This window comes from Citrobacter sp. VF227 (assembly GCF_052950715.1).
The window spans coordinates 763,010-783,575 of sequence record NZ_JBRFVF010000002.1; the positions used below are offsets into that span (position 1 = coordinate 763,010).

At 52.2% G+C, this 20,566-nt stretch carries 22 protein-coding genes and 1 other RNA gene; 10 read left to right on the forward strand and 13 right to left on the reverse strand.

All coding sequences use genetic code 11. The features are described from left to right. The first annotated feature begins 20 nt into the window (after positions 1-20). From acrB to ACU8YC_RS11120, 5 genes are all read left to right on the forward strand, one after another. The gene (acrB, locus tag ACU8YC_RS11100) at positions 21-3,170 is read left to right on the forward strand and encodes an efflux RND transporter permease AcrB (RefSeq protein WP_187252904.1); all 3,150 of its coding nucleotides are present in this window, start codon (positions 21-23) and stop codon (positions 3,168-3,170) included. A gap of 488 nt (positions 3,171-3,658) precedes the next feature. Then, positions 3,659-4,033 (forward strand): Hha toxicity modulator TomB, encoded by a 375-nt coding sequence (gene tomB, locus ACU8YC_RS11105; RefSeq protein ID WP_151218646.1) that lies wholly within the window; start codon positions 3,659-3,661, stop codon positions 4,031-4,033. 27 nt (positions 4,034-4,060) lie between these two features. Next, on the forward strand, positions 4,061-4,279 hold the full coding sequence (locus ACU8YC_RS11110) for an HHA domain-containing protein (protein ID WP_002892050.1): 219 nt from the start codon (positions 4,061-4,063) through the stop codon (positions 4,277-4,279). 178 nt (positions 4,280-4,457) lie between these two features. Then, positions 4,458-5,009, forward strand: a complete 552-nt coding sequence (gene maa, locus ACU8YC_RS11115; protein ID WP_187252905.1) for a maltose O-acetyltransferase — start codon at positions 4,458-4,460, stop codon at positions 5,007-5,009. A 116-nt stretch (positions 5,010-5,125) separates the two neighbouring features. Then, the gene (locus tag ACU8YC_RS11120; protein ID WP_187252906.1) at positions 5,126-5,593 is read left to right on the forward strand and encodes a YlaC family protein; all 468 of its coding nucleotides are present in this window, start codon (positions 5,126-5,128) and stop codon (positions 5,591-5,593) included. An 81-nt stretch (positions 5,594-5,674) separates the two neighbouring features. On the opposite strand, the gene ykgO is transcribed toward ACU8YC_RS11120, so the two are convergent. Both ykgO and ACU8YC_RS11130 read right to left on the reverse strand, forming a co-directional pair. Further along, positions 5,675-5,815, reverse strand: a complete 141-nt coding sequence (gene ykgO, locus ACU8YC_RS11125; protein ID WP_005125190.1) for a type B 50S ribosomal protein L36 — start codon at positions 5,813-5,815, stop codon at positions 5,675-5,677. Between the two features lies 1 nt (position 5,816). Further along, on the reverse strand, positions 5,817-6,077 hold the full coding sequence (locus ACU8YC_RS11130) for a type B 50S ribosomal protein L31 (protein ID WP_016152070.1): 261 nt from the start codon (positions 6,075-6,077) through the stop codon (positions 5,817-5,819). A 188-nt stretch (positions 6,078-6,265) separates the two neighbouring features. Between ACU8YC_RS11130 and ACU8YC_RS11135 the strand changes: the two genes are divergently transcribed. Beyond that, complete coding sequence (locus ACU8YC_RS11135) at positions 6,266-7,819, forward strand: EAL domain-containing protein (RefSeq protein ID WP_446895334.1); 1,554 nt, start codon at positions 6,266-6,268, stop codon at positions 7,817-7,819. A gap of 51 nt (positions 7,820-7,870) precedes the next feature. On the opposite strand, the gene ACU8YC_RS11140 is transcribed toward ACU8YC_RS11135, so the two are convergent. Together ACU8YC_RS11140 and yczE are read right to left on the reverse strand one after the other, a co-directional pair. Further along, on the reverse strand, positions 7,871-8,224 hold the full coding sequence (locus ACU8YC_RS11140) for a DUF1428 domain-containing protein (protein WP_151218644.1): 354 nt from the start codon (positions 8,222-8,224) through the stop codon (positions 7,871-7,873). Positions 8,225-8,288: 64 nt separating this feature from the next. Beyond that, positions 8,289-8,918, reverse strand: a complete 630-nt coding sequence (yczE, locus tag ACU8YC_RS11145; protein WP_151218643.1) for a membrane protein YczE — start codon at positions 8,916-8,918, stop codon at positions 8,289-8,291. Between the two features lie 87 nt (positions 8,919-9,005). Here yczE and yczR point away from each other — a divergent pair, with 87 nt between their 5' ends. After that, positions 9,006-10,433 (forward strand): MocR-like transcription factor YczR, encoded by a 1,428-nt coding sequence (yczR, locus tag ACU8YC_RS11150; RefSeq protein ID WP_446895335.1) that lies wholly within the window; start codon positions 9,006-9,008, stop codon positions 10,431-10,433. Positions 10,434-10,492: 59 nt separating this feature from the next. Here yczR and ACU8YC_RS11155 read toward each other — a convergent pair whose 3' ends face one another. From ACU8YC_RS11155 to ffs, 3 genes are all read right to left on the reverse strand, one after another. Then, entirely contained in the window at positions 10,493-10,711 is a 219-nt protein-coding gene (locus ACU8YC_RS11155) for a hypothetical protein (RefSeq protein ID WP_151218641.1), read from the reverse strand. After that, positions 10,708-10,959, reverse strand: a complete 252-nt coding sequence (locus tag ACU8YC_RS11160; protein WP_278238044.1) for a hypothetical protein — start codon at positions 10,957-10,959, stop codon at positions 10,708-10,710. The genes ACU8YC_RS11155 and ACU8YC_RS11160 overlap by 4 nt, the downstream gene beginning before the upstream one ends. Positions 10,960-11,157: 198 nt before the next feature. Continuing rightward, positions 11,158-11,254, reverse strand: an RNA gene (ffs, locus tag ACU8YC_RS11165) — signal recognition particle sRNA small type. A gap of 162 nt (positions 11,255-11,416) precedes the next feature. Between ffs and ACU8YC_RS11170 the strand changes: the two genes are divergently transcribed. Next, a complete protein-coding gene (locus ACU8YC_RS11170; RefSeq protein WP_151218774.1) occupies positions 11,417-11,728 on the forward strand; it encodes a methylated-DNA--[protein]-cysteine S-methyltransferase in 312 nt (103 codons plus the stop codon). Between the two features lie 31 nt (positions 11,729-11,759). On the opposite strand, the gene ACU8YC_RS11175 is transcribed toward ACU8YC_RS11170, so the two are convergent. Continuing rightward, positions 11,760-12,329: a YbaY family lipoprotein gene (locus tag ACU8YC_RS11175; RefSeq protein ID WP_446895336.1), complete on the reverse strand. Its 570-nt coding sequence runs from the start codon at positions 12,327-12,329 to the stop codon at positions 11,760-11,762. A 212-nt stretch (positions 12,330-12,541) separates the two neighbouring features. Between ACU8YC_RS11175 and tesB the strand changes: the two genes are divergently transcribed. Beyond that, complete coding sequence (gene tesB / locus ACU8YC_RS11180) at positions 12,542-13,402, forward strand: acyl-CoA thioesterase II (RefSeq protein ID WP_151218638.1); 861 nt, start codon at positions 12,542-12,544, stop codon at positions 13,400-13,402. Between the two features lie 72 nt (positions 13,403-13,474). Here the strand turns inward: tesB and amtB are convergent, their stop codons facing one another. From amtB to ACU8YC_RS11205, 5 genes are all read right to left on the reverse strand, one after another. Next, entirely contained in the window at positions 13,475-14,761 is a 1,287-nt protein-coding gene (amtB, locus tag ACU8YC_RS11185) for an ammonium transporter AmtB (protein ID WP_151218637.1), read from the reverse strand. A gap of 31 nt (positions 14,762-14,792) precedes the next feature. After that, positions 14,793-15,131 (reverse strand): P-II family nitrogen regulator, encoded by a 339-nt coding sequence (gene glnK, locus ACU8YC_RS11190; RefSeq protein WP_003021657.1) that lies wholly within the window; start codon positions 15,129-15,131, stop codon positions 14,793-14,795. A 202-nt stretch (positions 15,132-15,333) separates the two neighbouring features. Next, complete coding sequence (locus tag ACU8YC_RS11195) at positions 15,334-17,112, reverse strand: SmdB family multidrug efflux ABC transporter permease/ATP-binding protein (RefSeq protein ID WP_187252910.1); 1,779 nt, start codon at positions 17,110-17,112, stop codon at positions 15,334-15,336. Further along, a complete protein-coding gene (locus ACU8YC_RS11200) occupies positions 17,105-18,877 on the reverse strand; it encodes a SmdA family multidrug ABC transporter permease/ATP-binding protein (RefSeq protein ID WP_151218634.1) in 1,773 nt (590 codons plus the stop codon). The genes ACU8YC_RS11195 and ACU8YC_RS11200 overlap by 8 nt, the downstream gene beginning before the upstream one ends. A 44-nt stretch (positions 18,878-18,921) precedes the next feature. Then, entirely contained in the window at positions 18,922-19,380 is a 459-nt protein-coding gene (locus ACU8YC_RS11205) for an Lrp/AsnC family transcriptional regulator (protein ID WP_003021649.1), read from the reverse strand. A gap of 116 nt (positions 19,381-19,496) precedes the next feature. Between ACU8YC_RS11205 and ACU8YC_RS11210 the strand changes: the two genes are divergently transcribed. After that, the gene (locus ACU8YC_RS11210; protein WP_219608505.1) at positions 19,497-20,552 is read left to right on the forward strand and encodes a PLP-dependent cysteine synthase family protein; all 1,056 of its coding nucleotides are present in this window, start codon (positions 19,497-19,499) and stop codon (positions 20,550-20,552) included. Positions 20,553-20,566 lie beyond the last annotated feature (14 nt).

The window sequence follows — 20,566 nt, forward strand, 5'->3', positions numbered from 1 at the left end:
TAAACAGGAGCCGTTAAGACATGCCTAATTTCTTTATCGATCGCCCAATATTTGCGTGGGTGATCGCCATTATCATCATGTTGGCAGGGGGGCTCGCGATCCTCAAATTGCCGGTGGCGCAATATCCAACTATTGCACCGCCAGCAGTGACGATCTCCGCGACCTACCCTGGCGCTGATGCCAAAACAGTACAGGATACTGTTACGCAGGTTATCGAACAGAATATGAACGGTATCGATAACCTGATGTACATGTCCTCTAACAGTGACTCAACCGGTACGGTTCAGATCACCCTGACTTTCCAGTCAGGCACTGATGCTGACATTGCGCAGGTTCAGGTGCAGAACAAACTGCAACTGGCGATGCCGCTGCTGCCGCAGGAAGTACAACAACAGGGCGTGAGCGTTGAGAAATCGTCCAGTAGCTTCCTGATGGTTGTCGGCGTTATCAACACCAACGGCACCATGACGCAGGAAGATATTTCCGACTATGTGGGCGCCAACATGAAGGACGCGATCAGCCGTACTTCAGGTGTGGGTGATGTGCAGCTGTTCGGTTCCCAGTACGCGATGCGTATCTGGATGGATCCTAACAAACTGAACAACTTCCAACTGACCCCGGTTGATGTGATCAGCGCCATTAAAGCGCAGAATGCCCAGGTTGCAGCCGGTCAGTTAGGCGGTACGCCGCCGGTGAAAGGCCAGCAACTTAACGCGTCGATCATTGCGCAAACCCGTCTGACCTCCGCAGATGAGTTCGGCAAAATTCTGCTGAAAGTAAATCAGGATGGTTCCCAGGTGCGTCTGCGCGACGTCGCGAAAGTCGAACTGGGTGGCGAAAACTACGACATCATTGCGAAGTTCAACGGTAAACCGGCTTCCGGTCTGGGTATCAAGCTGGCGACAGGCGCGAACGCCCTCGACACCGCTAACGCTATCCGCGAAGAGCTGAAGAAGATGGAACCGTTCTTCCCGTCAGGTCTGAAGATCGTATACCCGTATGACACTACGCCATTCGTAAAAATCTCTATTCACGAAGTAGTGAAAACGCTGGTTGAAGCAATCATCCTCGTATTCCTGGTTATGTATCTGTTCCTGCAGAACTTCCGCGCGACGTTGATTCCGACTATCGCTGTGCCAGTAGTGTTATTGGGTACGTTTGCCGTCCTTGCGGTTTTCGGCTTCTCGATAAACACACTGACGATGTTCGGTATGGTGCTCGCCATCGGCCTGTTGGTGGATGACGCCATCGTTGTGGTCGAGAACGTTGAACGTGTAATGGCTGAGGAAGGTCTACCGCCGAAGGAAGCAACGCGTAAATCAATGGGCCAGATTCAGGGCGCACTGGTGGGTATCGCGATGGTACTGTCAGCGGTATTTATCCCGATGGCGTTCTTCGGAGGGTCTACCGGTGCAATCTACCGTCAGTTCTCCATCACCATTGTTTCGGCAATGGCGTTGTCAGTGCTGGTGGCATTGATTCTGACCCCTGCCCTGTGTGCGACCATGCTCAAACCGATTGCAAAAGGCGATCACGGAGAAGGTAAAAAAGGCTTCTTCGGCTGGTTTAACCGCATGTTTGATAAGAGCACGCACCATTACACCGACAGCGTAGGCGGTATTCTGCGCAGCACCGGTCGTTATCTGGCGCTGTATCTGATCATCGTCGTGGGCATGGCCTATCTGTTCGTTCGTCTGCCAAGTTCGTTCCTGCCGGATGAAGACCAGGGGGTATTCCTGTCAATGGCTCAGCTGCCAGCGGGTGCAACGCAAGAGCGTACCCAGAAGGTGTTGGACGAGATGACGGATTACTATCTGACCAAAGAAAAAGCAAACGTTGAATCGGTGTTTGCCGTTAACGGTTTCGGTTTTGCGGGTCGTGGTCAGAACACCGGTATCGCGTTCGTCTCGTTGAAAGACTGGAGTGAACGTCCCGGCGAAGAGAACAAAGTTGAGGCCATTACTCAACGTGCGATGGGCGCATTCTCGCAGATTAAAGATGCCATGGTCTTTGCCTTCAACCTGCCAGCAATTGTGGAGTTAGGTACTGCTACCGGTTTCGACTTCCAGTTGATTGACCAGGCGGGCCTGGGCCATGAGAAACTGACGCAGGCACGTAACCAGCTGTTTGGTGAAGTCGCGAAGCATCCTGACCTGCTAGTCGGCGTACGTCCTAACGGTCTGGAAGATACGCCGCAGTTCAAGATCGATATCGATCAGGAAAAAGCGCAGGCTCTGGGTGTTTCCATTAGCGACATTAATACAACGCTGGGTGCGGCATGGGGCGGAAGCTACGTGAATGACTTCATTGACCGTGGTCGTGTGAAGAAAGTTTACGTCATGTCTGAAGCGAAATACCGTATGTTGCCGGAAGACATTGGAAACTGGTATGTCCGCGGCAGCGATGGACAAATGGTACCGTTCTCTGCCTTCTCGACCTCACGCTGGGAATACGGTTCACCGCGTCTGGAACGCTACAACGGTCTGCCTTCCATGGAAATCTTAGGCCAGGCCGCACCGGGTAAAAGTACCGGTGAAGCCATGGCAATGATGGAGCAACTAGCCAGCAAACTGCCATCTGGTATCGGCTATGACTGGACCGGTATGTCCTACCAGGAACGACTGTCCGGCAACCAGGCCCCTGCCCTGTATGCCATTTCACTGATTGTCGTATTCCTGTGTCTGGCGGCATTGTACGAGAGCTGGTCCATTCCGTTCTCCGTTATGCTGGTGGTACCGTTGGGGGTAATCGGCGCATTGCTGGCAGCAACATTCCGCGGCCTGACCAACGACGTTTACTTCCAGGTGGGCCTGCTCACAACCATTGGGTTATCGGCGAAGAACGCGATACTTATCGTCGAATTCGCCAAAGACTTGATGGATAAAGAAGGCAAAGGTCTGATAGAGGCGACACTGGACGCGGTCCGCATGCGTTTACGTCCGATCCTGATGACCTCGCTGGCCTTTATTCTGGGCGTAATGCCACTGGTAATCAGCTCCGGCGCAGGTTCCGGCGCGCAGAACGCCGTTGGTACTGGCGTAATGGGCGGGATGGTGACGGCAACCGTGTTGGCTATATTCTTTGTGCCGGTGTTCTTTGTGGTGGTACGCCGCCGCTTTAGCCGTAAAAGCGAAGATATTGAGCATAGCCACTCAGTAGACCATCATTGATACCTTTCTAAACATAAGGCCGCGCAAGCGGCCTTTTTTCTGAAAAATCATAAAATTCACGTATTGCGATTTCGTTTATTTTCTCCAGGTTAAATAATCGATATAATCCTTGTAGCCTTAAAGGCTATTCTTAAAAAATGATTAAGAGTACTTATTAACCTTAATAAATATTAAGATTATTCCTGGTAAGCAGCTCACATTGTTGGCAGTGGCCTTGCATTTGTTAACCTAATCAAGATAACCCGATGATTGCCCGAAGAATAAAGAAGTTGTCCCATTTCGAATAGCGGCAGAGATCTGTTAAAATGTAAAAATGACCCTGCATCATAATTTTGCATAATTGTAATTTTTCGTGATATGACGATGAAATCTTTTTTAGAGTAGATTATAGTTAAATCATCAGGAGTCGCGGGCAAGTTCCAGGTAGTTTGTTGTATCCATCCCGAAAGGTGTTCGGTTAGTTTAAGCCACTAAGAAGGGGATGCGTTATGGATGAATACTCACCCAAAAGACATGATATCGCACAGCTTAAATTTCTCTGTGAAACCCTGTATCATGACTGTCTTGCAAACCTTGAACAAAGTAACCATGGCTGGGTTAATGACCCTACCTCTGCCACCAGCTTGCAGCTCAATGAACTGATAGAGCATATTGCAACCTTCGCACTTAATTATAAAATTAAGTACAATGAGGACAATAAGCTGATTACGCAGATAGATGAATATCTGGATGACACTTTTATGTTGTTCAGCAGTTATGGTATTAATATGCAGGATCTGCAGAAATGGCGGAAGTCAGGTAATCGACTGTTTCGCTGTTTTGTCAATGCCACCAGGGCTAATCCTGTTAGTTTGTCTTGTTAAAAATTATTACAATCATAGGTAAGAGTTATGTCCGATAAACCATTAACTAAAACTGATTATTTGATGCGCCTGCGACGTTGCCAGACAATTGACACCCTTGAGCGCGTTATTGAAAAAAATAAATATGAATTGTCCGACAACGAACTGGCTGTATTTTACTCAGCAGCAGATCATCGCCTTGCTGAATTGACCATGAATAAGCTCTACGACAAGATTCCAACTTCTGTTTGGAAATTCATTCGCTAATACTCACAGGTTAAGTCAGGTATCGCGGCACATTTGTCTGGCTGACCATTTTCGTATTTACAATGATTATTTAATTCAAATCACGTGACTACGATCACAGCGAAGAAACGGGAACGTTCCCCTTGAGTGCATTGCGTTTTACTGTGTTGAAATGACTACCAGACACAGGGAATTCGTAATGAGTAATGAAAAGCAAAAAATGATCGCTGGCGAACTTTATAGCCCTGCAGATGAAACGTTACGCCACGACCGGCTACGCGCTCGTCAGTTGACCTGGCGCTACAATCTTACCGCTCCTGATGAAAAAAGTGAGCGACAGGCTATTCTGCATGAACTGTTGGGCCAGAGTAAAGGCGCTTACATTGAACCCTCTTTTCGCTGTGATTACGGCTACAACATCTATCTCGGTAAAGAATTTTACGCCAACTTCGACTGCGTTATGCTCGACGTCTGCCCAATCCATATTGGCGACAACTGCATGTTAGCTCCAGGAGTCCATATCTATACCGCGACCCATCCGCTGGATGCCACCGAGCGAAACAGTGGCATGGAGCTTGGCAAACCTGTGACTATTGGCAACAACGTATGGATAGGTGGATGCGCGGTGATAAACCCTGGCGTAACGTTGGGTGATAATGTGGTTGTGGCCTCAGGCGCGGTGGTTACGAAAAGCGTTCCAGCAAATAGCGTGGTCGGGGGCAATCCCGCCAGGATTATCAAAACGCTGTGATCTTAAATGTAACTGTTATGCTAAATTGTGGTTAATCTGTTACTTTCATCAAAAGGTATCCCCTTTTAAAATAGGGCGATCGTACCTGAACATCGCAGACACCACGAAGGCAAGAGATGACAGAAATACAGCGCCTGCTTACCGAAACCATCGACGACTTAAATATTCGCGAAAAACGCGACAACAAACCGCGCTTTAGCATCAGCTTTATTCGCAAATATCCTGGCCTGTTTATCGGCATGTATGTTGCGTGGTTTGCCACGCTGGCGGTGATGCTACAGTCAGAAACGTTAGTCGATTCAGTATGGCTGCTGGTGGTTCTGTTCGTCATACTCAACGCGTTTTTCTTTTTCGACGTTGCGCCAAGATACCGCTTTGAAGATATCGACGTACTGGATTTCAGAGTTTGCTATAACGGCGAATGGTATAACACGCGCTTTGTTCCCTCTTCACTCATAGATACCATCATGCACTCACCTTCCGTCGATAGCGAACATAAAACGCAGTTGCAAAAGATGATATCCCGTAAGGGCGAGCTCTCTTTCTACGATGTGTTTACGCTAACCCGGTCCCAGAACAGTTAGTAAGGGCGTCTCAGCGCAGATAAAAAAAGTGCGTCCCTGTAAAGGGAACGCACTTTATTCCCTGAAATGCTGGCAAAGAAACTAACGTCTTTTTTTACGTCCTTGAACCGCTTTAAAGCGCGGATTCGTTTTGCAGATAACGTACAAACGCCCTTTGCGTTTCACTATCTGGCAGTCGGGATGACGCTGTTTTGCACTACGAAGTGAATTAAGTACCTGCATCTTAACCTCGCTTAGTGCCAATAAAATGACCAAAACGCTTCTGGAAACGTGCTGCACTGCCTTCGTTATCAAAGGTTTTTTGTTTCCCGGTGTAGTACGGATGCGATTTGGAAGAGATATCCAGAGTCACATACGGGTACATTTTCCCCTCAAACTCAATCTCACGCTCCGTTTTGATGGTCGAACCGACCTTAAAGAATTCATTGGCGCTGGTATCGTGAAACACCACGGTACGGTAAAAAGGATGAATATCCGGTTTCATGGTAACCTCAAATTGTTATGTTATAACATACAAACAAAAATACACCACTCTTGTACGAATCTCAACCCGATTTACGTTGTGGTTTTTTTAACGGGACGATAAATGGCCGTAAATATATGATGCCAATCGGATTGCTTTTTCGGCTTTCAGATATACTTTCCCTACGCTGTGTAAATAAGGATATCACCGTGACAACACGACATCTGATAAGCCTGGTGACAGGGGTACTGTTTCTTTCCATCCTCGCCCCCGTAGGTTTAAGCCTGTGGCTGGCGCATCGTCAGGTTGAAACGAAATTTATCGATGAACTCGATATGTTCTCCATGCGCGCTGCATTACGTACGGAACGCGTTGGCGAACAGGCCAAAAAAGCCTTACGCAGTATCGAGTCCTTTCAGGGCGTGCCATGCAGCGACGAACACTTGCTGGAAATGCGTCGTTTATCATACAGTTACCGTAACATTCAGGAAGTGCTGTACCTTAAAGATAACGTTCCACAATGCTCATCCCTGGAAAAAAGAAGCCAGGCGGTCGCGTTTCCTCCGGCAATGAAAGTCACGCCAGATGGATATCGCGCGTGGCTGACCACGCAAAACGATTTGGGCATCAAACGTTTTATGGCGGCATTAGGTAGCCAGCATTACGTCGTGATGATCGATCCCGGTTCTTTTATTGACGTCATCCCGTTTGGATCCTGGCCGATTGAAGTCGCCATCATTGGCACCGCGCGTAACATGGTGGTAGCCAGTAGCGCCGATCTGCCATCGGACGTTTTACACCATGTGCAACAAGAGCGTTCGATTACCCATTTTCAGAAAGATGGCAGTATTTATAACGCCCGCCCTTTCCCCGAGTTGGGCATTACGGTTGTAACATGGGCATCCACATTACCTGTGCAAAAAAGCTGGCATAGACAGGCGCTGATCTGGCTGCCGGCAGGGATTCTTATCGGTTTACTCACCGCCGCCTTTATTCTGCGTATTTTACGCCGTTTACAGTCTCCCCATCACCAATTGCAGGACGCTATCCAGCATCGGGATATCAAGGTTCACTACCAGCCGATTATCTCGCTTAAAATGGGCAAAGTGGTCGGGGCAGAAGCGCTGGCTCGCTGGCAGCAAGCCGACGGAAGCTATCTGTCGCCGGAAATTTTCGTCGCAATGGCACAAGAAACCGGGCTTTCTGAGCCGCTTACTCTTTTGATTATTGAAAGCGTATTTGACGATCTTGGAAGATGGCTGCGTCAACATCCTGACCAGCATATCTCCATTAACCTTGAGTCAGCCGATCTGACCTCGGAAACGCTTCCTGCGCTGTTGAGCCGCAAGGTGAATCAATGGCAACTAAAGCCTGAGCAAATCGCGCTGGAGCTGACCGAACGCGAGTTTGCCGACCCGAAAAACAGTGCGCCCTTTATTGCCAAATACCGTCAGGCTGGTCATTCAATTTATATTGATGACTTTGGCACCGGCTATTCCAGTCTGAGCTATTTGCAGGATCTGGATGTGGACATCCTGAAGATAGACAAATCGTTTGTCGATGCGCTGGAGTACAACAACGTCACACCGCATATCATCGAGATCGCGAAAACACTGAAGCTGGAGATGGTGGCTGAAGGTATTGAAACCGAGAAGCAGGAAGCCTGGCTACGCCAGCATGGCGTACAGTATGGTCAGGGCTGGCTTTATAGCAAAGCGCTGCCGAAGGCGGCATTTATTCTGTGGGCGGAAAAACGGCTTTAACGTAGCGGTTGATACTGAGATGGCTGGCGGCACGCCGCACAGCCAGTCACATCACTCTTCCATGATGGGCGCAAATCCACCGTAGATCATCCGCTTGCCATCAAATGGCATAGATTCCCCGAATTCCTTCATCCGGGGATCGGACATCATCTTCTGATTCGCCGCGTCACGGACCTCTTTGGAAGGGTATTCAATCCAACTGAATACCACCTCTTCATGATCCAGGGCTTTCACTGCCATGCGAAAATCGGTCAGTTTGCCGTCGGGAACATCATCTGCCCAACACTCCACCACGCGCAATGCGCCGAACTCCTTGAAAAGCGGAGCTGCTTTTGCCGCCATCGCAATGTACGCCTCCTTGTTTTCAGCGGGTACGGCAACCACAAAGCCATCAACATACTTCATGAGAAAAACCTCCGAAGTGTACTGCGCGGCAAGCCGATTCCGGCCGCGTCAGTCGAGACTAAGTTTAGTCGCCAGCAGACGATCGTGCCCCAGGCGCATTCCTGGGACGGATTCGCGACTGCGGCTGATGGCGAAACCACGGCAGGCAAATCTGAATGAGCGGCCCGATAGCCAGCGCATACAGCACCGTCCCAACCCCGACGGTTCCCCCCAGCAGCCAGCCGATAAGCAGAACAGACACTTCAATTGCGGTGCGAATTCGTCGTACTGGCCAGCCGGTACGCGCGTGAATACCAGTCATCAGACCATCACGCGGGCCTGCGCCAAAACCGGCGCCAATGTACAGACTGGTGGCTAACGCATTCAGGATCACCGCTGACACCAGCAGCCCGCTGCGCGCCATCAGGGATTCAAATCCCGGTATCACCACCAGTGCGACATCTGCCGCCAGCCCGATCATAATCACGTTGCTCAACGTGCCAAACCCCGGGCGCTGGCGTAGCGGTATCCATGCCAGCAGCACCATTACGCCCACGGCGATAATCACGACACCGATATTCATCGACACTAAATTTGCCACGCCCAGGTGAAATACGTTCCACGGATCGGCCCCTAGATCGGCACGGACAAACATCGCCGTCGACACACCGTACAGCGTCAGCCCGATAAACAGCTGAAGTAAACGACGCAGCATGTTATTTCCCTCTTACTCTCAGATGGCTTTCATCTTCACCGCAATTGGCACTATGATTAATGTCCAGTTTTCAAAAAGTGGACTGTTATGTCATCTCGCCGTTACGGAAGTCAATCTTTGCAGCGCCTGCTCGGGCACTGGCAGGAAAGCCCCTCACGAACGCCTATCTGGCGACAGCTGGCGGAAGCATTACGTCTGCTGATCCTTGATGGTCGACTGGCGCTGGATAGTCGCTTGCCCGGTGAGCGCGAGCTCGCCGCCGTTCTGGAAGTAAGTCGAACCACCGTCGCCAGCGCCATGGCGCAACTGCGTGAAGAGGGATATCTGGAAAGTCGTCATGGGAGCGGCTCACGGGTGATCCTGCCGGAACACATTCGCCATGTGCCAACGCGAACCAGCACCGGCACAGCGCTTGATTTGTCCACGGCGGCACTGAGTGCTGGCCCTGAAATTCACCAGGCTTACCAGCAAGCGCTGTTTGCGATGCCGCAGCATTTGCTCAGCTCTGGGTATCTGCCACAGGGACTGGCTGTTTTGCGTGAATCCATCGCCCGGCATTATTGCGAACGCGGACTCCCGACACAGCCCGATGAAATAATGGTCGTGAACGGCGCGGTCAGCGGACTGGCGCTGATCCTGCGTTTACTCACCGGTCCCGGCGATCGCGTAGTGGTCGATCATCCCACTTATCCGCTGGCGATTGCAGCAATACAAGGGGCGTCATGTCGCCCCGTCGGCGTGTCGCTGCCTGAGCACGGTTGGGATACGGCGGGTCTGGTTGCCACTCTCGCGCAAACCGCCCCGAGAATGGCCTATCTGATGCCGGACTTTCACAACCCGACCGGCCGCTGTATGGACGCCGCAACTCGCCAGGTCGTGGCGGATATTGCTGAAAGGACACGCACCACACTGGTGGTCGATGAGACCATGGTGAACCTGTGGTATGACGCCCCGCCTCCACCGCCACTTGCTGCATTCAATCGCGATGCACCGATAATTCTGCTGGGTTCGGCAGGGAAAAGTTTTTGGGGCGGATTACGTCTGGGCTGGATTCGGGCCTCGTCGCGTACCATTGCCGCGCTGGTACAAACCCGCGACACCTTCGATTTGGGCTCTCCGGTGCTGGAACAACTCGCCACCAGCTGGTTGCTGGATAACGCCGCCGACTTTCTTCCTGGCAGAAGACGCCTGCTCACATCGCAGCGAGACTTGTGCTCGAGCCTGATGAACTCACATTTCCCGGAGTGGCAATTTACCCAGCCACAGGGAGGACTCTCTTTCTGGGTTGAACTACCCGATACGCTGGCAACGCTCTTTGCCACGCGCGTCGAAAGCGCTGGCATCCAGTTGGGTACCGGTACGCGATTTGGCCTTAATGGCGCATTCGATCGCTTTTTGCGTATGCCCTTCACGTTACCGGATGACACTGCGCGCGCCGCCTTCAGAGTATTGCAACCCATTTGGGATAATCTGCGTTTACAGGCCAGCAGCGGGAAAATGCGTAAAATAATCTAAGCCACGAGTCAACGGACTCGCCCAGGAATGCCGCAATGGACGAGGAAGTCCCGGCAATATTACCGCTGAGGGGGAACCGGAAATCCCTTCAGCGAAATGACGAAATTCTCACCATCTTTTTTAATTTTTGCCCCTGCATCACACCAGTCGGAGGCAATACGAAAGAACTCATCGCTGCCGACATTCCAGCTCAAACGAACATGTTTCACATAACCGGAGCGCAGCATTTCACAGGCTTCGCTGTAATTACAGGCGGTTGAGAGCGGTTGTTGTTTCATTTTTTCTTCTTCAGCAATCTTCGCAATGCTTTGATTTCTTTAGGAGTCAGAGCGTCAACTACGGATTCTTCCGTATGCTGGCTATCGATATCCTCAGCAGAGACTCCTGCCTCTTCAACGGCGGAAAATGCGATTAGCAGCAGTTTTTCCGTTGCGATACTTAAATTCTCGTTATGTACTTCAGCGTAATGGCGAAGCTTTTCTTTTAGCGCCTCATCAATTTTGACATTCAATACAGCGGTCGACATCGTAAAAAATCCTTGTGGTCAGCCAAAAGACATCGGATGTAGGGCCCATGGCATTACAACGCGATGGCAGCGGCAAAAGCATCAAATAACATCCCCGAAACACATTGACAGCATTTGATGACATTAAAATGACAATACGATGACAAAAAAAGTAGATAAGCAGAAGGAAAATTGCCGGACGGCAGAATTGGGTGGGGGCCCTGCCAGCTACATCCCGGCACACACGTCATCTGCCTTGGCTGCTTCCTTCCGGACCTGACCTGGTAAACAGAGTAGTGTTGCGGGAGAACCAACAGAGCCCCCATTGAGAGCGTTGTTAACCAACGCGCAGGCGCATTATCACTGCTGCACCCTGTAATTGCAACCCATCCAGCACCGGATGCTGTTTTCTTGCGCAATGCGGCTTCACTCCTTCACCATTCGGCATTATGCTGAAGGATTAGCGCAGGAATAAATGATGGATATACAAGACACTTTCCCCCAACGCGTCTGGCAAATTGTCGCGTCAATTCCCGAAGGTTTCGTCACCACTTATGGCGATGTGGCCAGGCTTGCGGGATCGCCTCGGGCTGCGCGTCAGGTAGGCGGCGTGCTTAAACGTCTTCCCGAAGGGAGTAGCCTGCCCTGGCATCGGGTGGTCAATCGCCATGGTATTATTTCGCTGACTGGGCCTGACCTGCAACGCCAACGTCAGGCGTTACTGGCAGAAGGGATCGTGGTTTCAGGAAGCGGACAGATCGATTTACAGCGCTATCGCTGGGTGTACTAACCCTCCCCAGGCGGAGAGGGTTATGAAAACCTTAGTACTGCGTGGGAGCAGGAACCGCAGAAGACGGATTCATCTGGGTTGGTGACGTTGACGGCACCGTGGTTGCAGAGCCACCACCCGCCTGAACCGGTACTGCCGTTTGCTGCACAGGCACCAGCGTCAGGTCGGCTTTCTTACCACCCTGATTAATCACCGGCTGAACGGTATCGGTGATAAAGACCAGTTTGTCATTAACCGTAATGGCCGCACTCAGCAGGATACGCGCGTTAGGCTGAATATCTGCCGGGTTAAACGGTAATACGAAGCTGAACGGTGCTTGCTTACCTTCAGTACGAACCGCTTTTTGCGACAGCACTTTTGACGGCGCATCAGCCAGTGACGCATCCGACAGCGTCACGGTCAGCACCGCATCAGGTGGCAAGGCCACTTTCTGACGGATCCATACTGTACCGGAGACATTCGGCTGTTGAATTTTAGACTGTGCGTCAGCAATTGACGTATTAGGGCTTGGCGCAGGTGTCTGAATATCCGCGCTTTTATCAGCACAGGCCGCTAAAGCGACCGCAACCGCTAAACCACTTACCATGTGCACGAGTTTCATTAAATTCTCCTTATCATCTATGCACCAGCGAGAACTTTCCTCGCCAGAAGAGTGGTTAACAAAAACATAACGTGACTAAGTGTGGCACAAGACAGCTGGTTTTGCCTGTAATCGGCCAGTAATTCAGACAATTGCACCCATCGGACCACTTTTAAAATTGCGTTATACTCTGCCTACCTCGCTGCGACATCGATATCACCTGGAGAGCACGTATGAGTCTGGCACTGAAAAATTTGCTGACATTGTTAAATCTGGAAAAAATTGAAGAAGGACTCTTTCGGGGCCAAAGTGAAGACTTAGGGTTACGTCAGGTTTTTGGGGGACAGGTTGTCGGTCAGGCGCTATATGCCGCAAAAGAAACCGTACCGGAAGAGCGCCTGGTGCACTCCTTTCACAGTTATTTTTTACGCCCCGGCGATAGCCAAAAGCCGATCATCTATGATGTGGAAGTCCTGCGTGATGGTAACAGCTTTAGCGCACGTCGCGTTGCCGCGATCCAGAATGGTAAACCCATTTTTTACATGACTGCTTCGTTTCAGGCACCGGAAGACGGATTTGAACATCAGAAAACCATGCCAAAGGCACCGGGTCCCGATGAGCTGAAATCAGAAACGGAAATTGCCCGCTCAGTGGCGCATTTGCTGCCGCCGTTGTTGAAAGAAAAATTTATTAACGATCGTCCGTTGGAAGTGCGACCAGTGGAGTTTCATAATCCCTTAAAAGGTCACGTCGCACCTCCGGCGCGTCAGGTGTGGATCCGAGCCAACGGAACACTACAAGACGATCTGCGCGTTCATCAGTATCTGCTGGGGTATGCCTCAGATCTGAACTTCCTGCCTGTTGCGCTGCAGCCCTACGGGATTGGCTTCCTGGAGAAAGGGATTCAGATCGCCACCATTGACCATTCCATGTGGTTCCACCGTCCGTTCAATATCAATGAGTGGCTGCTGTATAACGTCGAGAGTACTTCGGCCTCCGGTGCCCGGGGCTTTGTTCGCGGAGAGTTTTATACCCAGGACGGCGTGCTGGTCGCTTCTACCGTCCAGGAAGGGGTAATGCGTAATCGCAATTGATGTCTTATCCGGCCTACAGACTAAATCATCGTAGGCCGGATAAGCGTTTAGCACCATCCGGCAGTTTGAGATTCAGGCGTTATAAGCGTTCTCACCATGGCTGTTCACATCCAGACCTTCGCGCTCCTGCTCTTCCGGTACGCGCAGACCAACCGTCATGTCCGCCAGCTTATAACCAATGAAAGCCACCACACCGGACCAGACGATGGTGATCGCCACGCTTTCCAGTTGTATCAGCAGCTGATGCCCCATGGTCACACCCTCGGCAAAGCCCACGCCTCCCAGAGAACTTGCAGCGAAAACTCCGGTCATGATGCAGCCGACAATGCCGCACACACCGTGAACGCCAAACACGTCACACGGGTCATCCACGCGCAGAAAACGCTTCAGCATGGTTACGCCCCACAGACCTGCCAGCCCCGCAACGACACCAATAATCAGCGCACCGCCAACACCGATATAGCCACATGCAGGTGTTACGCCTACCAGACCGGCAATGGCGCCAGAACACGCGCCCAGCAGAGACGGTTTGCCACGCAGCGCCCATTCGCCGAAGATCCATCCGAGGATGGCGGCCGCGGTGGCAACCACGGTATTGACGAAGGCCAGTGCAGCGATTTCATTCGCCATACCCGCAGAACCAGCGTTAAAGCCAAACCAACCAATATAAAGGATAGCGGTACCGGTGAAGACCATCGGCAGATTGTGCGGTTTAAAGGCTTCTTTACCAAAACCGACGCGTTTGCCAATCAGATACGCCCCCACCAGGCCGGCAATCGCCGCGTTGATGTGCACCACTGTTCCACCTGCAAAATCCAAGGCGCCATGGGAAGCCAGCAAGCCGCCGCCCCAGACCATATGGGCAATGGGAATATAGGATAGCGTTAGCCACACCACCACAAAAATCAGCACCGCAGAGAAGCGAATACGTTCAGCCAGTGCCCCAACGATAAGTCCCACGGTGATGCAGGCGAACGAGCCCTGAAAAGCAACGTGAATGTACTGGTAGAAGCTCCCCGTGACCGCCGTCAGCGCGATGTTCTTCAGCAATACCCAGTTAAAGTTGCCGAAGAAATTATTCCCTTCACCAAAGGCCAGTGAGTAGCCATAAACCACCCATAAAATACAAACCAGAGCAAATGTCACTGTAACCTGGGTCAGCATCGACAACACGTTCTTACCGCGAATCAAACCGCCGTAGAACAGCGCAATGCCTGGGATAGTCATAAACAGCACCAGTGCGGTACAGATCATCATAAAAGCATTATCCGCTTTATCCGCAACAGCCGGTGCCGCCATCGACAGCCCCGGCAGCAGCGCCAGTGAAGCAATACCCGTTTTCATCGTCGCTATCTTCATTTTTTGGTTTCCTATCACTGTGTGCCAGAAATTACAGTGCGGCTTCGTCGGCTTCGCCGGTACGAATACGAATCACACGTTGCAGTTCGGCGACGAAGATTTTGCCGTCGCCAATTTTTCCGGTGTAGGCCGCCTTACTGATGACATCAATCACGCCATCCAGTTGGTCGTCGGCAATCGCCACATCAATCTTCACCTTTGGCAGAAAGTTGACGCTATATTCTGCCCCACGGTACAACTCAGCATGACCTTTCTGTCGGCCAAACCCCTTCACTTCGGTGACGGTTAGCCCCTGAATACCAATAGACGACAATGCTTCACGGACGTCTTCGAGTTTGAACGGTTTGATTACCACGGTAACCAGCTTCATAGATCCCCTCCAGTCAGAATTCAGTAGTGGCTGCAGATACACCTGTTGAATGTTGCAAGGGATGTGCCAGGAATGAAAAATGCGGAATAGTTCAGGCTTACAGGGTACTGTCGAGGGAGAAAAAGAAAAAACGCACTATGGCGGTGCATAGTGCGTTACATTTTTGCACCAGATTGTTGATTGTCGTATCAGAGCTACGCTATCAGGCGAGCACAGAATCCTCTTGCGTGCTGGCGGCTAACTCCTCACCCGCCAGCTGCAGCTGGTACATCTGCCAGTAACGGCCTTGTGCCGCGAGTAATTGCTGGTGCGTACCACGCTCAACCGCCTGCCCACGATGCAGCACCAGAATGGTATCCGCATCGACAATCGTCGATAACCTATGCGCAATCACCACCAGCGTGGTGTGTTCACGTATCGCCGCCAGCGCGTGCTGTATGGCCTGTTCAGTGCCGGAGTCAATACTGGCCGTGGCTTCGTCGAGGATCAGCACCTGCGGCGTTTCAACCAATACCCGTGCCAGCGCCAGCAGCTGTTTCTGCCCAACAGAGAGATTATTGCCCTGCTCGCCCAGCCGGGTATGAATCCCCTCACTTAGACCCCGCGCCAGTTCCGCTAGCTGTACGGTTTCCAGCGCCTGCCACACCCGTTCTTCTGAGATATCACGACCCAGCGTGACGTTTGCCAGGAAAGTATCTGCCATCACCACCGGATCCTGCTGCACCATCGCGATGCCCTGACGCAATGCACTGTGGCTCAGTGAAGACAACGGCCGTCCATCAAGACGGATTTCACCCTGCGTCAGAGGGTAGTACCCCATCAGCAGGCTGGCGAGCGTACTTTTGCCGCTGCCAGTGTGTCCGACCAAAGCCACAAAACTGCGCGATGGTACGGACAGGCTGATGTTTTGCAGCACCAGATTGTCGTCACGATAGGCAAATGAAACGTTATCCACCTCAATGTCCCCGCTCTTCAGCGGTCGCTCATCGTCACCATAGCGCTGACGTGGTCCGTCCATCAGCTCGAACACTCGCTCACCGGCGACAACCGCCTGTTGCAACATGGATTGCTGGGTAGTCAACTCAATCAGCGGTTCGTTCAAACGGCCAAGATAGCTGATAAACGCGTACAGCACGCCAACCTCGATGGCGCTGCCAGAGGTAAAGCTGAACAACATCAGCAAACCGCAGAGGATCAGCGCCGAGAAAAGGCTCAACAGCGGACGCAGCAAAAAGCCATCCAGGCGCAGAGTCTGCATACGCGCCATATAGTGCGAACGGCTGGCCTCGCCCATTCTCTCGCCAAATCGCGCCTGCTGGCGGAACTGTTGGATAACGCTCATGCCGTTGATAACTTCGTTAAAGCCATCGTTAATATCCGCCAGATAAGCGCGAACCCGGCGCACAATCGGGGTGCTGTAACGTTGATAAATCACCATCACCACCAGCACAGCCGGGAAAATGGCCATCGCCACCAGCGCCATACGCCACTCGAGGCTAAACATCGCTACCAGCATGGCGCCGATTAAGGCCGCGCTGCGCAGCACCGTTGCAACCACCGTCACGTACAAATCGCGAATAACTTCGGTGTCATTGGTCACGCGGGAGATAAGCTGCCCGACAGGTTGCGTATCAAAGGCGCTCAGCGGCTGGCGTAACGCCGCGTCCATTACGTCGGTGCGTAACTGTTGTACTACGCCAACCGCCGCCTGGTTAAACAGCAATGACTGTGCGTAATGCAGGCCTGCCGCCAGCAGTTGCAGGCCGATATACGCCGTAACCAGCCCGGCGACCATTGCCAGCGGCAGATTATTCTTCGCCACCATGTTATCGATAAAATAGCTAATCAGCAGCGGGCCGCTGACTTCCGCCGCCGCCGCCACCCACAGCATGACCACCGCAATTGCCAGCTGTTTTCGCCACGGAGAGCCGTACGCCAGTAGTCTTTTCAGGGTCGGCCATAGCTGCCCAAAACTACGCATTAGCCGCCTCCTCGTTTATTTCTGGTGTATCAGACAGCGCCGCTTCCAGTTGCTGATAGCGGTACATATCGCGATACCAGCCTGGCTGTTGCACTAAGGCCTCATGTTCGCCGCGCTGGGCAACATGCCCATGTTGCATCACAATAATCTCGCTGGCCTCCGTCAGGGCGGATAAGCGGTGGGCGCTGATAATCACGGTTCGGCCTTCGCCCCACTGGCGCAGGTTATGCAGGATCTGATGCTCGGTACGACCATCTACTGCCGACAGCGCATCATCCAGAATCAGGATTTCAGCGTTCAGCAGTAGCGCTCGGGCGATAGAAATACGCTGTTTTTGTCCACCCGACAGCATCACCCCGCGTTCGCCTACTTCGGTGTTATAGCCTTGTGGAAGACGTAAAATATCCTCATGGACGCTGGCGAGGCGCGCCACATGTTCGATCTCTTCCTGCGTGGCTTGCGGACGCCCTAACGCGATGTTGTTGCCGACGGTATCCGAAAACAGGAATGGCGTCTGGCTGACAACCGCCAGTCGGCTGCGCCAGCTATCCAACTGTAAGCGCGTCAGCGGGATATCATGAAAGCGCACATCGCCCTCGGTGATATCAAAATGACGCTGGATCAGCGACAACACCGTACTTTTCCCCGCGCCGGTCGGACCACAAATGCCCAGCATTTGCCCTGGATTGAGCTGGAAGTTCACATTTTCCAGTGCCGGGTGGGTGGTTTGCGGGTAGCAAAATTCGCGAATCGCCACCGCCAGTTCGCCGCGTCCTTCCGGCACGGGTTCTGTGCCGTCATCCACCACCGGTGCCTCAGCCAGCATGGCGCGAATACGGCTGTAGGCGGCGCTGCCACGCTCGACGATGTTAAACATCCATGCCAGCGCCAGCATCGGCCAAATCATCAGGCCGAGATACATCATAAAGCTGGTGAGCTGGCCGAGCGTCAGCGAACCGTGTACCACCATCCAGCTTCCTCCGGCAATCGCCAGTAGATTAGCCATCCCAATGGCGATATAAATTGTGGGATCAAAGCGAGCGTCAATGCGTGCCACGCGCAGGTTTTTCTTACCGGTATCTTCGGCATCTGCGGCAAATAATGCCGACTGCCGATCCTCGAGACCAAAGGCCTTGATCATGCGAATACTGGTCAGACTTTCCTGAGTACGATCGTTGAGACTGGAAAACGCCGCCTGAGCCAGCTTAAAGCGGTTGTGGAGTCGATCGCCGTAACGCTTGATCATTAACGCCATCACCGGCATCGGCAGCAGCGCAATGAGCGTGAGCTGCCAGCTGATCTGCGTGGACATCACGATCAGCACCGCGCATCCCATGACCAGAGAATCTACGAGCGTCAGCACGCCTTCACCAGCGGCGAATACCACGCGATCGACATCGTTGGTGGCACGCGCCATCAGATCGCCCGTGCGGTGACGCAGATAAAACTCTGGATGCTGGCGACTCAACTGACGGTAATAATCTTCCCGCAGCTCAACCGCCAGTTGGTAGGATGCGCCAAACAATAGCACGCGCCAGACATAGCGCAGCAAATAAACCACCACGGCGATCAATGCAATGGTTCCCACCCACATCAGCAGCCGCTCGGTGGTGAAGCGTTGAGTGGTTACCCCATCGACAATGATCCCAACCACTTTCGGCGGAATAAGCTGAAGAATAGCGATGATGATAAGCAGGGCCACCGCCCCGAGGTAGCGACGCCACTCCCGGCGGAAGTACCAGCTTAATTGAGCAAATAATCGCACGCGTAATGTCCTGACAAAATTTTCGGCAATAAGCGCCGGGAGAATTATTCAATAGGGAGAGCTGTTGTGTATTTAATCTGTTCCATCGCAAAGCTGGAGGTGACGTCAGACAGGCCCGGTACGCTGTTCACCAGGCGTTTATAAAATTCATCGTAGCTTTTCATATCAGCAACCTGCACTCGCATCAGGTAGTCATACTCCCCTGCCATACGCCAGAACCCCAGTACTTCCGGCATACCGGTGACTTCGGTAACAAAGCGGCAATACCATTCGCTGCTGTGGTGCTGAGTTTTGATCAGCACAAACGCGGTTAAGCCCAGCCCCAGTTTTTCGGGGTCCAGCAAAGCGACTCTACCCAGCAGAACACCGTCATCCTCGAGCCGTTTGAGGCGTTTCCAGCAGGGGGTGGTAGTCAGATTAACGGCATCTGCTAACGCCTGCAAAGAAAGGGTGCAGTCCTGTTGCAGTAAGCCAAGCAGCTTACGGTCAATTTTGTCTAACATATCCACTCCACAGAGAAGAATTTTCTCCTTACATTCTATTTTAAAGGCTAAATGGCAACAATTTTTTCCGTGCTTTTCGCTATTCTGGGCACAAAATGACAAATGGATATCCATTAATTATGAATAGCTCCTGGGTTAAAAACGCCATCAATGAAATCAACGCGGATTATCAGCGTTCTGCGGATACGCATCTCATTCGTCTGTCGCTACCGGCGTTTCCGGGTATTCAGCTCTATTTGAAAGATGAGAGCACGCATCCTACCGGGAGCCTGAAGCATCGTCTGGCGCGTTCACTGTTTTTGTACGGACTGTGCAATGGCTGGATCAAAGAAGGCACCACCATTATTGAATCATCGTCCGGTTCAACGGCGGTCTCTGAGGCTTATTTCGCCCGACTGTTAGGACTGCCGTTTATTGCCGTCATGCCTTCCTGCACCGCGAAACGTAAAATTGAACAGATTGAATTTTACGGCGGTCGCTGTCATTTCGTGGAAAGCGCCTGCGAAATCTATGCAGCCTCTGAACAGCTGGCGCGTGAGCTGAACGGTCATTACATGGACCAGTTCACTTATGCTGAGCGCGCCACCGACTGGCGCGGCAATAACAATATTGCCGACAGCATTTTCCGTCAGATGCAGTGCGAGCCCAACCCCGTCCCCCGTCATATCGTAATGAGCGCCGGAACCGGCGGCACTTCAGCAACCATTGGCCGTTATATTCGCTGTCAGGGCTACGACACTCGTCTGATGGTAGTAGACCCGGAGAACTCGGTTTTTCTGCCCTTCTGGCAGGAGCGCGATGCGACATTGCGCAGCCCGGTCGGAAGCAAAATCGAAGGCATCGGCCGCCCGCGTGTCGAACCGTCCTTTATTCCTGACGTAGTTGATGAAATGCTGCGCGTACCGGATGCCGCAAGCGTGGCGACCGCGCACTGGCTGGAAACGCAGTTGGGTCGTAAAGTCGGCGCCTCAACCGGCACCAACATGTGGGGAACGCTGCAACTTGCCGCGCGCATGCGCAACGCCGGAGAAACGGGTTCACTGGTGACGCTGCTGTGTGACAGCGGCGAACGTTATCTGGAAACCTACTACAACCCGCAGTGGGTCGACGCGCACATTGGTGATTTAACGCCGTGGAAAGCAGAACTTGCCCAGTTGCTGAATACACACTGAGCAGACAAAAAAAA

What these genes read in the sequence shown, in the direction of transcription:
- ACU8YC_RS11205 (WP_003021649.1), bottom strand. Translation starts at nt 19,380, where the DNA reads ATGTTAGACAAAATTGACCGTAAGCTGCTTGGCTTACTGCAACAGGAC.
- glnK (WP_003021657.1), bottom strand. Translation starts at nt 15,131, where the DNA reads ATGAAGCTGGTTACCGTGGTAATCAAACCGTTCAAACTCGAAGACGTC.
- ACU8YC_RS11175 (WP_446895336.1), bottom strand. Translation starts at nt 12,329, where the DNA reads ATGAAACTCGTGCACATGGTAAGTGGTTTAGCGGTTGCGGTCGCTTTA.
- ykgO (WP_005125190.1), bottom strand. Translation starts at nt 5,815, where the DNA reads ATGCAGGTACTTAATTCACTTCGTAGTGCAAAACAGCGTCATCCCGAC.
- yczR (WP_446895335.1), top strand. Translation starts at nt 9,006, where the DNA reads ATGTCATCTCGCCGTTACGGAAGTCAATCTTTGCAGCGCCTGCTCGGG.
- ACU8YC_RS11130 (WP_016152070.1), bottom strand. Translation starts at nt 6,077, where the DNA reads ATGAAACCGGATATTCATCCTTTTTACCGTACCGTGGTGTTTCACGAT.
- ACU8YC_RS11160 (WP_278238044.1), bottom strand. Translation starts at nt 10,959, where the DNA reads ATGTCGACCGCTGTATTGAATGTCAAAATTGATGAGGCGCTAAAAGAA.
- ACU8YC_RS11170 (WP_151218774.1), top strand. Translation starts at nt 11,417, where the DNA reads ATGGATATACAAGACACTTTCCCCCAACGCGTCTGGCAAATTGTCGCG.
- ACU8YC_RS11140 (WP_151218644.1), bottom strand. Translation starts at nt 8,224, where the DNA reads ATGAAGTATGTTGATGGCTTTGTGGTTGCCGTACCCGCTGAAAACAAG.
- maa (WP_187252905.1), top strand. Translation starts at nt 4,458, where the DNA reads ATGAGTAATGAAAAGCAAAAAATGATCGCTGGCGAACTTTATAGCCCT.
- tesB (WP_151218638.1), top strand. Translation starts at nt 12,542, where the DNA reads ATGAGTCTGGCACTGAAAAATTTGCTGACATTGTTAAATCTGGAAAAA.
- ACU8YC_RS11120 (WP_187252906.1), top strand. Translation starts at nt 5,126, where the DNA reads ATGACAGAAATACAGCGCCTGCTTACCGAAACCATCGACGACTTAAAT.
- ACU8YC_RS11155 (WP_151218641.1), bottom strand. Translation starts at nt 10,711, where the DNA reads ATGAAACAACAACCGCTCTCAACCGCCTGTAATTACAGCGAAGCCTGT.
- yczE (WP_151218643.1), bottom strand. Translation starts at nt 8,918, where the DNA reads ATGCTGCGTCGTTTACTTCAGCTGTTTATCGGGCTGACGCTGTACGGT.
- acrB (WP_187252904.1), top strand. Translation starts at nt 21, where the DNA reads ATGCCTAATTTCTTTATCGATCGCCCAATATTTGCGTGGGTGATCGCC.
- ACU8YC_RS11110 (WP_002892050.1), top strand. Translation starts at nt 4,061, where the DNA reads ATGTCCGATAAACCATTAACTAAAACTGATTATTTGATGCGCCTGCGA.
- amtB (WP_151218637.1), bottom strand. Translation starts at nt 14,761, where the DNA reads ATGAAGATAGCGACGATGAAAACGGGTATTGCTTCACTGGCGCTGCTG.
- tomB (WP_151218646.1), top strand. Translation starts at nt 3,659, where the DNA reads ATGGATGAATACTCACCCAAAAGACATGATATCGCACAGCTTAAATTT.
- ACU8YC_RS11195 (WP_187252910.1), bottom strand. Translation starts at nt 17,112, where the DNA reads ATGCGTAGTTTTGGGCAGCTATGGCCGACCCTGAAAAGACTACTGGCG.